Below are 14,514 nucleotides of genomic sequence, written 5' to 3'. Positions count from 1 at the left end.
CCCCTATCACAGGTTCTTATTTAACAGACATTGACGCAGATGTTTCAGGAAGCTGGGAGTGGGGAAACGCTAGTAACCTAAGGAATTATATGTCTGAAGAAAACGCAAGGATCATTTATACATTAACGGACGAAGCGCCGTTATTAGCAACTTACTCACTTTTACCAATTATCGAAAAGTTCGCTGCAACAGCAGGCATTGATGTGGTGAAAAGTGATATTTCGGTCGCGGCTCGTATTCTGGCGGAATTTCCAGACTATTTGACCGAAGCACAACAACTCGCAGACAACCTCAGCGAACTTGGTCGTATGACCCAAGAGTCGAGTACCAACATAATCAAACTGCCAAATATTAGTGCATCAGTACCACAATTACAGGCGGCGATTAGCGAATTACAATCTCAGGGATTTAATATCCCTAATCTGCCTGAAAACCCACAAAGTGCAGAAGAAAAAGCAATTTTAGATCGCTACTCTAAAGCACTTGGCAGCGCAGTGAACCCTGTACTACGCGAGGGTAATTCCGATCGTCGAGCACCTAAAGCCGTAAAAAATTACGCCCGTAAACATCCTCACTCGATGAGTAAATGGAGTCAGGCATCGCGTACGCATGTGGCACATATGCGCAGTGGTGATTTCTACCACGGTGAAAAATCGATGACGATTGATCGTGCTCGCGACGTAAAAATGGAATTAGTAGCAGAAAGTGGCGAGACTATCATTCTTAAAGAGAAACTTGCTCTGCTAGATGGCGAAATTATCGACAGCATGTACATGAGTAAAACCGCACTATGTGAATTTTACGAACAAGAGATGCAGGACGCCTACGAAACTGGCATGATGCTTTCACTGCACGTAAAAGCCACCATGATGAAGGTATCGCACCCAATTGTATTTGGTCACGCTGTCAGAATTTTCTACAAAGATGCATTCAAAAAACACCATGATTTATTCGAAAAGTTAGGTGTTAACGTTAATAACGGCCTATCAAACCTTTATGAGAAAATTGAAAGCCTACCAAGCTCACTCCGTGAAGAGATCCGCCGCGATCTACATGCATGCCACGCAAAACGCCCTGAATTAGCGATGGTAGATTCAGATAAAGGAATTTCAAATCTACATGCACCAAACGATGTTATCGTCGATGCCTCTATGCCCGCAATGATCCGCAGTGGTGGTAAAATGTGGGGAGCTGATGGTCGCCCGAAAGACACTAAAGCCGTGATCCCTGAATCGACTTTTGCCCGTATTTATCAAGAAATTATTGCATTCTGTAAAACCAATGGAGCATTTGATCCTGTGACTATGGGCAGTGTTCCTAATGTCGGCCTAATGGCACAAAAAGCCGAAGAGTACGGTTCTCACGATAAAACATTCGAAGCACCTGCAACCGGTGAAGCGCGTATCGTTGATATCAATACCGGTGAGGTATTAATGGTTCAACACGTTGAAGAAGGCGACATCTGGCGTATGTGCCAAGTTAAAGATGCACCAATTCGTGATTGGGTAAAATTAGCTGTCACACGTGCGAGAGATTCCGATACTCCAGTGGTATTTTGGTTAGATCGCTACCGTCCACATGAAAATGAACTGATCAAAAAGGTGAATACTTATCTTAAAGATCACGACACAACGGGCTTAGATATCCAGATCATGTCACAAGTTCGTGCGATGCGTTATACCCTAGAGCGTGTGGTTCGTGGTCTTGATACTATCTCGGCTACCGGTAATATATTACGTGATTACCTCACAGATCTATTCCCAATCATGGAACTGGGAACCAGTGCTAAGATGCTGTCTGTCGTGCCACTGATGGCTGGCGGTGGTTTGTTTGAAACCGGGGCTGGAGGTTCTGCACCTAAACACGTACAACAACTCGTTGAAGAAAATCATTTACGTTGGGACTCATTGGGAGAGTTCCTCGCCTTATCAGTGTCATTGGAAGAGGTCGCGAAGAAAACAGGCAGCATTAAAGCTAAAGTACTTGGAACAACACTCGACCAAGCGACTGAAATGCTACTCGACAACGGTAAATCACCATCCCGTCGTACTGGTGAGTTAGACAACCGTGGTAGTCATTTTTACTTGTCACTCTACTGGGCAAAGTGCCTCGCAGAGCAATCGGAAGATAAAGAGTTGCAATCACAGTTTGCTATTCTTGCTGCAAGTTTAGTTGAGAAGGAACAGAAGATTATTGAAGAGCTCAATGCCGTTCAAGGTAAATCGGTTGATATTGGCGGTTATTTCAACCCAGATCCTGCGAAAATGGAAGCGATAATGCGCCCAAGTAAAACATTCAATGATTTGCTGAACGCACCACTAAATCGCTAAATATTTTTAGGCATAAAAAAGGTGAGTTTAGATCGACTAAACTCACCTTTTTTTATTCAATTACCTCAAGCCGTCAATATAAACTTGCCTCACCTTCCGGTCTGGTCTTAAGCACCTTAAGAAACCACATATACTGCTCAGGGTAGGCTAAGATCACTTGCTCTACCGCTCTATTGAGTGCTATCGCTTCGTTCTCTTTACCTTGCATCTCATCTGGCGAGATGGCAGACATTACCGTTAAGTCAAAACGATAGTTTTTTTGATCGTAACCAATCTTAACCGGCAACACCTGCGCATTACCCGCTTGTGCTAAGCGACCCACCACTGGTATCGTTGCTTTAACCGTACCGAGAAAAGGAGCAAACACACTTTTATCCGGTCCAAGATCTTCATCTGGAAGATAAAAGAAACTATTATCATGTTTAAGTTCAGTTAATAGTGCTCTTATTCCTGCCTCACGCATATAGATACTGCCTCCCTGACTGCTGCGCATCCTGTTACTAAACCAGTCGAACAAACCATTACGGTGAGCCTTTGCCATACTCACCATAGGCACTTCGATGTTTAACCTTAACCCTGCATATTCTATCCCCCAAACATGAGGCATAATAAAGATAACTGGTTGACCAGCCTCCCGAGCTAATATCACATTTTCAAAGCCGTGCAATCTTACTCTATCTTTTATGTTGGCTTTAGAACGCACCATAAGTTCTGATTGAGCTAATAAGATCATCACAAAATTTTCGACATTATCGATAATTAATGCGTCAATTTCTGCCGCTGACTTCTCAGGGAAACAAGTTATCAAGTTAACTTTGGCAACTGAGAGCGGTTTTTTAGCCACTTTCATCACCAACTTAGCAAATAACCTAGCGATAGGATCACGAAACCAAGCAGGCATAAGGCCAAAAAGAACTAAAACTAGGATACCTAACCATGTGAGCCAATATTTAGGATGCAACAAGGATACGTGGAAACGTCTATCAAAATACTTCGGCTTTCTCGACAAAAAACTAACCTCTGGCGATATAAACAAACTGAAAAAGCCACTCCGAGAGTGGCCTTAACATTTAACTAACCTTGCAAATGTTACTTCGCGTTAGCCTCTTCGACTCGGCTCTTAAGCTTCTGTCCAGGTCTGAAAGTCACAACTCGGCGTGCAGAGATTGGAATATCTTCGCCTGTTTTCGGGTTCCTTCCCGGTCTTTGATTCTTATCTCTAAGGTCAAAATTGCCAAAGCCAGATAACTTGACCTGCTCACCACTTTCGAGTGCTTGACGAATTTCTTCGAAAAATGCCTCTACCATCTCCTTAGCCACGCGCTTGTTAATTCCAAGCGTTTCAAAAAGATGCTCTGCCATTTCGGCTTTGGTAAGTGCCATACTTTTAATCCCTCAACAATGCGTTGAACTCAGACTTGAGAGTTGTAACGACTGAATCAACCATCTCAGCTATTTCCTTCTCTTCAAGTGTACGAGTATTGTCTTGTAGTGTAAGTGCGATTGCTAGGCTCTTTTTGCCAGGCTCAACACCCTTACCTTGGTATACGTCAAATAAGTTTATGCCAACCAACTGATTTTGGCCAACTTTTCTTATCATTTTTACAACATCATCAGCGAGAACTTCGTCATCAACTAAGATAGCGATGTCTCGACGATTAGCTGGAAACTTCGATACAGTCTGGGCTAGCGGCAGTCGCGCATGCAACAAAGCATCAAGTTCGACTTCAAAAACAATGGTTTTACCATTGAGTCCGAAAGGCTTCTCTAAACTCGGATGGATCGCACCAATAACACCGATTACTCTATCATTTCTTAATATTTCAGCACATTGCCCCGGATGTAACGCCGAATGCATTGCAGATCTAAAAGTAAATTCTTCCTCGGACACTGTCAAGCCAAGAATTGCCTCAAGATCTCCCTTAAGGTCGAAAAAGTCGACAGTTTTTGACTCCATAGACCAATGTTCATCGTTTTGAACACCTGAAATCACAGCACCCAACATCGCCTGCTGACGCACACCAGAATCGGCTGTTGCATCAGGAATAAAACGTAATCCTGACTCAAAAAGTCGAACACGATTTTGTTGACGGCTTTGATTGTAACCTACCGCACTGAGCAGACCAGTTAGCGTTGATAAACGCATTGCTGACATCTCAATTGAGATAGGATTAGGTAATATCATGGCTTCTACGCCGGGATGAACCAAGGCTTGCATCTTAGGATCAACAAAGCTGTAAGTGATAGCTTCTTGGAAACCACGAGCAACCAACATGCTACGTACGCGCTTTAGACTGATGTCTGATTCGTTATGATCAGGCATACTCAAAACGCCAACGGGAGCAATATTTGGAATATTGTTATAACCGTAGATGCGTGCAACTTCTTCAATAAGGTCTTCTTCGATGGCCATATCAAAACGGTAAGTTGCCGTAACCACTTCCCATGTGTCGGCTGTCTTCACGGCGCAAAAACCTAACCGCGCGATGATCTCGGTCACTTCAGCATCGACAATATGATGACCTAAAATGCGATCAAGCTTGCTACGACGTAAAGTGATCGCGACAGGCTTAGGCAAATGCTCGTCTGATTTAGCTTCAGCGACCGGGCCCGCTTCACCACCACAAATGTCCAAAATCAAACGAGTTGCACGATCCATCGCTTTGTGTTGTAACTCAGGATCAACACCACGCTCGAAACGATGTGAAGAATCAGTATGCAGACCCAAACGACGAGTCTTACCTAAGATAGCAAGTGGGGCAAAATAGGCACATTCCAGCATAATATCTTGCGTTTCACTACTCACGCCAGAGAATTCACCACCAAAGACCCCAGCAAGCGCTAGAGGCTTCTTTTCATCACTAATGACTAAACTGTCAACTGGGACGATGATCTCGTTACCATCGAGCAGTGTGAGCTTCTCAACACCATTCCCCATACGTACTTGAATGTCGCCTTCAAGTTTAGCAAGATCAAAGGCATGCATCGGCTGGCCAAACTCAATCAATACATAGTTAGTAATATCGACAATAGGATCGATAGAGCGAATACCACTACGGCGCAATTTTTCCTGCATCCAAAGTGGTGTAGCCGCTTTCACATTTATGTTTTTAACCACACGACCTAAGTAACGTCCACATGATTGAGGAGCTTGCAAGTCAATTTTGACCATATCATCGATAGATGGGACAACGGCTTCCCATGTTGGCTCTGTAACAGCCTGACGATTTAATACACCCACTTCACGGGCAAGACCTGCCATACCGAGGCAATCAGCACGATTAGCGGTTAGATCGACGTCGATCACAGCATCATCAAGACTCAAATATTCTCGTAGATCTGCTCCAATAGGTGCATCAGACGGTAGCTCTAAAATACCATCACTTTCAATATTAATACCGAGCTCAGTGTAAGAGCAAAGCATGCCACAAGATGGTTCACCACGTAGTTTGGCTTTCTTTATTTTAAAGTTACCCGGAAGAACGGCTCCCACCATAGCAACAGCAACTTTAATACCAAGACGACAGTTAGCAGCGCCACATACAATATCAATTAACTCATCTTCACCGACATTGATTTTCGTTACTCGTAACTTATCAGCGTCTGGATGTTGACCACATTCGACAACTTCACCAATGATGACACCAGAAAACTCACCAGCAACACCTTCAATACCATCAACTTCTAGACCAGCCATGGTAATTTGGTGTGACAACTCGTCACGGCTAATATTTGGATTTACCCATTCACGAAGCCAAGATTCACTAAATTTCATGCTAATACAGCTCCGTTATTTAAATTGCTTGAGGAAACGTAAGTCGTTTTCAAAGAATGAACGCAGATCGTTAACGCCATAGCGCAACATTGAAAGACGTTCAACGCCCATGCCAAAAGCAAATCCAGAGTACTTCTCAGGATCGATACCTACACTACGAAGCACATTAGGGTGAACCATGCCACAGCCTAATACTTCTAACCATTTGCCATTTTTACCCATAACATCGACTTCAGCAGATGGCTCTGTGAATGGGAAGTAAGAGGGACGGAAACGCACTTGCAGATCTTCTTCGAAGAAATTACGCAAAAAGTCGTGCAATATACCTTTGAGTTCAGCAAAGTTCACGTTTTCTGCAACCAACAAACCTTCTACCTGATGAAACATCGGTGTATGGGTCTGATCATAATCGTTACGATATACGCGCCCTGGAGAGATAATACGCAATGGCGGCTTTTCGTTTTCCATGGTGCGGATCTGTACACCAGAAGTCTGGGTACGAAGCATCACCTTAGGATTAAAGTAAAAAGTGTCATGATCGGCACGAGCTGGATGATGTTCTGAAATATTTAATGCGTCGAAGTTATGGAAATCATCTTCGATTTCTGGACCTTCCTTTACACTAAAGCCGAGCTCACCAAAAAATGTCTCAATACGTTCGATAGTACGCGTCACAGGGTGCAGACCACCGTTGTCGATACGACGACCTGGTAGTGTGACATCAATGCTTTCTGCGGCAAGACTTGCTTGCAGTTCGATGGCTTTCAGTCCCTCTACACGCTCAGACAACAGCTTTTGAACCGTTTGCTTCGCCTGATTAACTGCTTGTCCAAATACGGGTTTTTCGGCTGGACTGAGTTTCCCCATCATTTTCATCATGTCAGTGATTTTACCTTTCTTACCTAGGTAATCGACACGAATGTCATCAAGGGCTTTTAAATCATCAGTCCCTTCAATGGCGGCTAAAGCCTGTTCTACGATCTCTGTTAACTGTGACATCATCTCTTCCAATGCGCGGCCCACAGGCCATTGCTCTCTAGTGCTTGCTATTTCTTTGTGAAAATAGAAAAAGACTCAAATTTTACGTGACATAGAAGCTTTTGACCAGCAGCTTTTCACTGTTTTATATACAAAACCGTTATTTTATCAAGATGTTCAATTAATCAACGACTCAAATAGGGCGGATGTTGTTACCGAACTGCACTTAAAATGTAAACTTTTACTCGCGATAAGTTCAACTGCAGCGTAAACTCTTTTTTTGAAGCAAATAATCCAGCTTGAAATAAAAGAAAAAGTTTAAACTTTAACTGGTTAGTAAAAAATGTCGCCATCATTTGAACGCATTAAGTCACTTAAGGATCCATGTTTACTATGGGTAATTCAAACTTGAACCACTCCTCTATAAAAGTCCTACGCTGGCGTGACAGTTTACCGATCAAATTTTCCATTATTCAATTTATCATAGCTTCATTAATTATCCTCTCCAGCGTTTGGCTTATCTTCACCATAGAGAAAAGCCACCACCTTCAAACCCAAATAGTATTAAGTCAAAATCATGGTTTGGCTTTCATAGCGACACTTGAACAGACCACCACTAAGATAGAGACCTTAGCAGATTCAATCGCTTCTTTAGGTGAGCTTTATCGAAGTAACCGTCAGGTATTGATCAAGTCCATACCTGCTATATTGAATGCCGATGGTAAACATCAACTGATCACTGGGGGGGGGATCTGGCCGGAACCAGGTGCCTTTAATCAAGGAAAAGAGCGCGACAGTCTATTTTGGGCGAGAGATGAGACACTAGAATTACAACAGATCGAGGGATACAACAGTTACAGAGGTCCGGATTACCATCAAGAAAACTGGTATAAACCAGTACGCTTCTATCCTAAAACTACCCCATTATGGTCCCAATCCTATATCGACACTTACACAAAAGAAGCCATGTTAACGGCTTCGGTTCCTATGTGGTCGGAACACCAGTTTTTAGGGGTGGCCACCATAGACATATCTCTTGTGGGATTAGCCAACTTTTTCTATGATGCCATTAATGCGGAAACTGAAAGTAATGGCTATATTTTCGCGTTAGATCATCTCAATAGAATAATCGCTTTCCCAGAGGGACATACAAGCCCCACGTTGATTGAAAATCCTGCTCTATTTGAATCCTTCGAACAACTCACGGAAAATCAACCTGAGCTCGGCAGAATCCAACACGAGTTGATTGAAATTGATAATGAATTAATTAATCGTGCTGCACTACACCCTATATACAGTGATGAACAACTCGTTGAGCTGTTACAGAGTAGCGACCCCTCTCAAAGGGATAAACTCGCGGCTTTAATTAATCTCAGTGCTGGTAACACATTCAAAAGAGCTGAGTTAATCAGCTCTTTTGAATTCGATTTAAAAGAGGGCAATGGACAGCCAGTTCTAGTCTCTATTTTCATTATGCCTAAAACCTTTTGGAGAGTGGTGCTTATCACACCACTAGATTCAATCAATGAAGAAGCCAACAACATTGCAGCAAGAATAGGTTTTTACTTAGTGATTATGCAGTTATTTGGCTTAGTACTATTATTTTTACTGCAACATAGGCTGTTTATCCAACCCATTTCAGCAATGGTGTCCGCACTAAAGGAAAACAAGATCGCAAAACTTGAACTTGAAGCATCAACTCGTCACGATGAGATGGGCCAACTAGCCCAAGCATTTGTATTTAGAAATCACCAACTCGAAGTGGCTTTCGCAAGTTTAGATGCTAATAATATCGCTTTAGAGGAGCAAGTTTCTGTTCAAAAACTGGCACAAAAAGAATTAAAATCCAACAAGTTACAGCTTAACTCACTATTAAATCCCTCTCATAACCTTATTTTTATTAAAGATATAAATGGTTCGTATACCTTAGTAAACAATCGATTTTGTGAAGTTGTCGGTGTCGAGAAACACGTCATCATCGGCAAAAAAGATCTACAGCTTTTCTCTCCTCGTATTGCCGAAATCATATTGCAACAAGATAAGATAATCATAACGACCCAACAACCTCATAGCTTTGAACAATCCGTCCCCTCGCCCCATGGCGACATTATCTATCAAGTCACCAAGTATCCAATTTTTGATAACGAAGGTGAGCTCACTGCCATTGGAAATATGGCATTCGATATCAGCTCTCAAAAAATTATCACACAAGAACTACACAAGAGTAATCAACAACTCTCAGCAGAGATAGGTGAAGTAACACAAGAGATCACATTGATCCAAATGAGAAACAATGAACAAAGAGAGCTCATTAGCCAGTTAGAACAGGAAAATGCCTATGATGCTCAACAGAGAAATATTGACTCAAATATTTACCAACTGTTCCCGAATATGTTCTCCACTTTGATTAAACAACAGATGCTTGAATTGGATCATCTTATTGCTAAAGAGTGCCAAAACAGACTAAAGGCTGACACTGGAAGTGATGAAACACTGACGGTTCTCACTCATCACGCTGACACATTAAGACATTTTCAACATCTGTTAATGAGTAAAAATGCGACGATGAAGGCAACGAACCTGTCGCAATTTATCACTCATTTTCTTGCGGTATTTGAATCTAAACTTAAACATGAGAAGATTAACCTTGTGCTTGAATGTGAACAGAATATCAGTATCAAGATCTCTTCATGGGATCTATTATTTCTGTTTTATTCCATCATTAATAACAGTCTCACCCATGCTTTTATCAACCAACAAAACGATAAAACCATAACAGTAAATATCACTCAAGAAAATGAGATCATCAGTATCTACGTTGAGGACAATGGTGTAGGCCTCTCCTCTGAAAAACTGCAAAAGTTAAACGAGCAGTTGTTGTCTAACGCGAACAACAGAAGCTTATCCATTCTTTGTGCCTGGTTAATGACAGAACACGACGGTGAGTTAATCATTGAATCTGAGATAAACCAGTTCACCAGAACTACTTGTCACTTACCTAAAGGTGAATGATCCTTTCGAGAGATAAAAGATGCCAAAGCATCTTTTATCTCATAGATGAGGAACTAGCGTGACACATCGACTAAATAATGACCTTGGATCCAGTTACGTCCAATTAACAGCTTATGACTCATTTTACTTCTATCTCTAAGGTTTACTTTGACCTTATATTCCTGATCTTTTTCACCGATATTAAGCTCAACCATATAACGAACCTCACTGCCTTGAGCATTACGAATCAATGATGTCTCAATGATCATTGCATGAACACGTTGAGTCTCACCTTTCTCATTTTCGGTTGTAAAACTCAACATCTTACCTAAATTCTTGTCCATATCTTTCACGCCGTTTTCAACATGAAGGTCGACGGCATGCAGTGAATTCTCAACCGCACCAGTATCAATTCGTGTTTTGAACATCATCCCCGTCTCGATAATGCTGATCGAAGCAACGGGCCCTATCACCTTTTTATCCGAGACATCAACTATATACCTCCCATTAAGCCAGTTACGGCCTATCAAGAGTTTATAATCCATATGGCTACGGTCTCTAAGATTCACTTTTACTTTTCTCTCATGACCATTCTCACCTATATGTAGTTCAACCATATAACGTGTTTCACGCCCCTGAGAGTTACTTACAGTCGAAGTTTTAACTATCTCCCCCTTAAGACGCTTCTGTTCACCCGCTTCATTTTCTGTGGTAAACATGAGCATTTTACCAACATTATCCTTCATTTTTTTCGCACTGCCACCTTCAATCTCAAGATCATAAGCATGTAATGAGGTATTTCCCGCTCCGGTATCGATTCTTGCTTGATAATTCAATCCAGTTTCGCTAACTGACATATTGGCAGATGCTCCTATGATGGCTTTATCTCCAGCCCAAGAAGCACTTGTAAGCAATAAAAAACAAAAGCCTATAACTTTAACCATGTTTGTTCCTATTCGTAGAGATAATGCATTTGTGCCAATTCTAACAAACAAACAAAAAAGCCGACACTGAGTCGGTTGATTAATTTTGATTAAGGGGAGTCTATAATGCTTTAGGTTTCTTTCATCCAATGAGAAGCATCTAAGGCCTCACTTTGTTCAAATACTTTAACTGGACATGGGAGCATATAAGCTAACACATTGGCCATACCCGCCACTAATTGGCTGTCGGTAATGATAGCCACCTTATAAAAATCAGTCATATGAAACAAACCTATTTTAGCATCATCCCAGAGTGTGCCAACGGTTATGCCTTCGAACTTGTCGTCAAACTCGTACCAAAGCTTAATACTCGCATGATCTTTCAACTTATCCTCGATAATAGGAATTAATTGTTGATCATAATCTTTGCCTGTCACAACTCCCGATGCTCGGATAGCAACGGTGTCATGGTCAAAACCGTGTAACAACTCAAGCATAACGTGCTCCTTGCTCAATAAGTAGCGAATCCTGAATAAAAAAGTGACGTTGTCTTTATTCTAAATAAGTATAAGTATCTGTTTAAACTCAACAAGAATTAAGCAAGTAAGATGGCAATTTCATGGTCAAAAAGATTTTTTATCAAACCTGAAAACTCTGTGATAAATGAGATTTGCTCTGGTGTCACTTTTTGATTAGCAACAAACCCTAAAATCTCTTCAAGATCATAAACAATCGCATCGACCTCCCTTATCACCTTATTTCTTTGAGCAAAATTTAGTGACGGATTCTGCCCGCACACCATAATGATTTGAGCAGCGAGTTGCGCCTCAAATAACTCCAGTACCGTATCATTAGTCAAGGACTCATTGCTCTTATCCTCAAAGAGCGACAAGTGCTCGGTGAGGTATTGGACAAGGTGCATATATCCCTCTTTGTCGGTAACCATCTTAGCCTCTGTTTTTATGCTCAATTAGAGCATGGTTGATGCCATGCTCATTAGCCAGTTTAATTGGCTTTTATTTAGCTTTATTAACAAGTTTAATGGTTAACGATGACTTTTTTTACCAAAAACACTTAACGGGTTAAGTCCAATATGAAAGATACGGGTACTGAATGTCCAATAGAAGTCAGTCCAGCTATCTCTCGTAACTTTTCAACCCCCCTTGAAAGACCAAACTGTTCTGCATTAATTATCACAGGTTGAACACTCACCACTATAAGCTCACTCTCATTAAGCCTAATAACATTCACCGTCATTGGAATTGCTTGTGTTTTACCATGAAAAGATAGATTAGCATCGACTTTCATCTTCGCACTAGAACCGATGTTTATCTTATCTAATGCAACCATTGAGATGTTAGCCTTAAGCATTAATTTGGGAAAAGAAGCAACTTCAAACAACATCTCTCTCATTCGAGTATCTCGGATTGCAACATTGGTCCATACACTCGCCAGATCAATAGCAAGTTCAAACCCCCCTTTACTATTCAAACTACCAGAGAAAGACGTAAATTCATGCACTTCTGAAAAGTTAACTTTCTTTGTTGTAATAAAGTTAATGTCAGAAGCTTCATTATCAATTATCCATGGGGTAGCCGAAGTCATGAAGCTAAGCGTTCCGAGAATAAGTGTTATAACTATTCGTTTCATATCTGTTCCTTAAAATATAACTGAGGAGATGTGGCTCACAGTATATAAATCTAATTAGCAGAATGTAAATGGGAATGCAGCTAAATAAAAGTGAAGCTTGGCTTGTGTAATACCAATTACATATTTAATGTAATTGGTATAGTCACTTTTGGCAGGAAGAATACTCTAACAGTAAGAATGAAATCGCTACAATGACGGCAATGGAAAGGAGGGACTGTTTTCACCGTCCCTCCTTTAAGTTTGTTAATTAGGAATTAAGGTGCAAGCCTTGAGATATCCCAGTTAGCTTGCTCTTTTGAATAGATGAAACGATCGTGCAATCGACGTTCACCCCCTTGCCAAAACTCAATGCTTGAGGGTCTGACTAAATAGCCGCCCCAAAACTTAGGCAAAGGCACTTCTCCTTGATGGAACTTAGCCTTCATTTCTGCATATTTGCTCTCGAGGACTTGCCTCGCAGATATTTTACTTGATTGTTTAGAGACCCAAGCTGCTATCTGACTCTCTTTTGGCCGAGTAATGAAATACTTGAGCACCTCTGCTGTCGATAATGCTTCCGCTTCACCAGTAATCGCGACTTGCCTCTCTAGAGCATGCCAAGGAAACAATAAACTCACCTTGGAGTTATGTGCTATCTGTTGTGATTTTCGACTTTCTAGATTGGTAAAGAAAACAAACCCCTCTTCATCAAACCTTTTTAGCAAAACAATCCTTTGAAAAGGTTGACCATTTCCATCTACCGTCGCAACGGACATGGCGGTGGGATCACTCAATAACTCAGAGTCTCTCGCCTCCTCCATCCACTTAGAGAATAAACTCATAGGATCATCAGGAAGGACTTCTCGGTGAAGATCCCCTAAAGAATATTCTCGCCTGACATCACTCAGCTTTGACATTTTTCTCTATCCTTAATCCATAGGAACAAGCAGTAGGTTATTTGTTACGTTTATGTGCTTCAGCCCAAATGTGCAACATCTCAAGGCCTAATGTCGCCCCAGCTAATGCTGTAATTTCAGCATGATCATAAGCAGGTGCTACTTCCACAACATCCATCCCAACGACATTTACGCCAGCAAGACCACGAATGATCTTCATCGCTTTATCGCTGGTTAAGCCGCCACACACTGGTGTTCCAGTACCAGGCGCAAAAGCAGGATCAAGACAATCGATATCAAAAGTAATGTACAGTGGCAAATCACCAATTCGTTCGATAATTTGAGCAACTATCTCATCAGCACTCAGATCATTGGCTGTCGCAGCATCGATCACTTTAAAAGCATGATCATCACGATTATATTCGGTACGAATGCCAATCTGGATAGAATGATCTGCGTCGATTATGCCCTCTTTTGGCGCGTGGAAAAACATGGTGCCGTGATCATACTGACTACCTTGACTGTATGTATCAGTGTGAGCATCAAAATGTAATAAAGCCATCTTGCCGTGTGTCTTATAATGAGCACGAAGCAACGGCAAAGTCACGAAGTGATCACCACCGAAACTAAGCATGGCTTTGCCAGACTCAACAATAGCCGTAGCAAAGTCTTCAACTCTTTTAGTAAAATCAGCCGAATCACCACAGTCATAAACCAGATCGCCCGCATCAACAATCTTTAGGTGTTCACTTAGCTTAAAATCCCATGGCCAACGCGTCTCTTCCCAAGCAAGGTTAACCGATGCTTGACGTATTGCACCAGGGCCCATGCGCCCACCAGAACGTCCAGTCGTTGCCATGTCGAACGGCAAACCTAAAACAACAACATCAGCATCGCTCTTTATTGGATTGAAATCTAATGGCTGTCTTAAATAACCAAATGCATTGGAATAAAGAGAGTAATCGGGCTTGTCAGCAATTGTGGTCATAAAA

General features: G+C 41.7%; 12 protein-coding genes. 2 read left to right on the top strand and 10 right to left on the bottom strand.

Annotated features, from left to right (window positions below; translation table 11 throughout):
- Window positions 1–89: 89 nt before the first annotated feature.
- The gene (locus HWQ47_RS11350) at window positions 90–2,330 is read left to right on the top strand and encodes an NADP-dependent isocitrate dehydrogenase (protein ID WP_269971222.1); all 2,241 of its coding nucleotides are present in this window, start codon (window positions 90–92) and stop codon (window positions 2,328–2,330) included.
- Between the two features lie 73 nt (window positions 2,331–2,403).
- Here HWQ47_RS11350 and lpxM read toward each other — a convergent pair whose 3' ends face one another.
- The 4 genes from lpxM to pheS form a co-directional block, all read right to left on the bottom strand.
- Complete coding sequence (gene lpxM / locus HWQ47_RS11345; RefSeq protein ID WP_269971221.1) at window positions 2,404–3,339, bottom strand: lauroyl-Kdo(2)-lipid IV(A) myristoyltransferase; 936 nt, start codon at window positions 3,337–3,339, stop codon at window positions 2,404–2,406.
- 80 nt (window positions 3,340–3,419) lie between these two features.
- Window positions 3,420–3,713, bottom strand: a complete 294-nt coding sequence (gene ihfA / locus HWQ47_RS11340) for an integration host factor subunit alpha (protein WP_012324697.1) — start codon at window positions 3,711–3,713, stop codon at window positions 3,420–3,422.
- A 4-nt stretch (window positions 3,714–3,717) separates the two neighbouring features.
- Complete coding sequence (gene pheT / locus HWQ47_RS11335) at window positions 3,718–6,105, bottom strand: phenylalanine--tRNA ligase subunit beta (RefSeq protein WP_269971220.1); 2,388 nt, start codon at window positions 6,103–6,105, stop codon at window positions 3,718–3,720.
- 15 nt (window positions 6,106–6,120) lie between these two features.
- A complete protein-coding gene (gene pheS, locus HWQ47_RS11330) occupies window positions 6,121–7,104 on the bottom strand; it encodes a phenylalanine--tRNA ligase subunit alpha (protein ID WP_269971727.1) in 984 nt (327 codons plus the stop codon).
- Window positions 7,105–7,476: 372 nt separating this feature from the next.
- Between pheS and HWQ47_RS11325 the strand changes: the two genes are divergently transcribed.
- Window positions 7,477–10,095: a PDC sensor domain-containing protein gene (locus HWQ47_RS11325; RefSeq protein ID WP_269971219.1), complete on the top strand. Its 2,619-nt coding sequence runs from the start codon at window positions 7,477–7,479 to the stop codon at window positions 10,093–10,095.
- Window positions 10,096–10,148: 53 nt separating this feature from the next.
- Here the strand turns inward: HWQ47_RS11325 and HWQ47_RS11320 are convergent, their stop codons facing one another.
- The 6 genes from HWQ47_RS11320 to speB all read right to left on the bottom strand — a co-directional run bounded on the left by HWQ47_RS11320 (window position 10,149) and on the right by speB (window position 14,510).
- The gene (locus HWQ47_RS11320; RefSeq protein ID WP_269971218.1) at window positions 10,149–11,018 is read right to left on the bottom strand and encodes a putative ATP-dependent zinc protease; all 870 of its coding nucleotides are present in this window, start codon (window positions 11,016–11,018) and stop codon (window positions 10,149–10,151) included.
- Window positions 11,019–11,128: 110 nt separating this feature from the next.
- Entirely contained in the window at window positions 11,129–11,494 is a 366-nt protein-coding gene (locus HWQ47_RS11315; RefSeq protein WP_269971217.1) for an STAS/SEC14 domain-containing protein, read from the bottom strand.
- 98 nt (window positions 11,495–11,592) lie between these two features.
- Window positions 11,593–11,943, bottom strand: coding sequence for a DUF3802 family protein (locus tag HWQ47_RS11310; protein ID WP_269971216.1), 351 nt, complete (start codon window positions 11,941–11,943; stop codon window positions 11,593–11,595).
- Between the two features lie 128 nt (window positions 11,944–12,071).
- Window positions 12,072–12,647 (bottom strand): YceI family protein, encoded by a 576-nt coding sequence (locus HWQ47_RS11305; protein WP_269971215.1) that lies wholly within the window; start codon window positions 12,645–12,647, stop codon window positions 12,072–12,074.
- 254 nt (window positions 12,648–12,901) lie between these two features.
- Window positions 12,902–13,543, bottom strand: a complete 642-nt coding sequence (pdxH, locus tag HWQ47_RS11300) for a pyridoxamine 5'-phosphate oxidase (RefSeq protein WP_269971214.1) — start codon at window positions 13,541–13,543, stop codon at window positions 12,902–12,904.
- A 37-nt stretch (window positions 13,544–13,580) separates the two neighbouring features.
- A complete protein-coding gene (gene speB / locus HWQ47_RS11295; RefSeq protein WP_269971213.1) occupies window positions 13,581–14,510 on the bottom strand; it encodes an agmatinase in 930 nt (309 codons plus the stop codon).
- Window positions 14,511–14,514 lie beyond the last annotated feature (4 nt).

It is taken from the genome of Shewanella sp. MTB7 (genome assembly GCF_027571385.1).
Taxonomy (GTDB): domain Bacteria; phylum Pseudomonadota; class Gammaproteobacteria; order Enterobacterales; family Shewanellaceae; genus Shewanella.
Note: the sequence above shows the minus strand (reverse complement) of the source record. Positions and strands in the feature narration are given on the sequence as shown.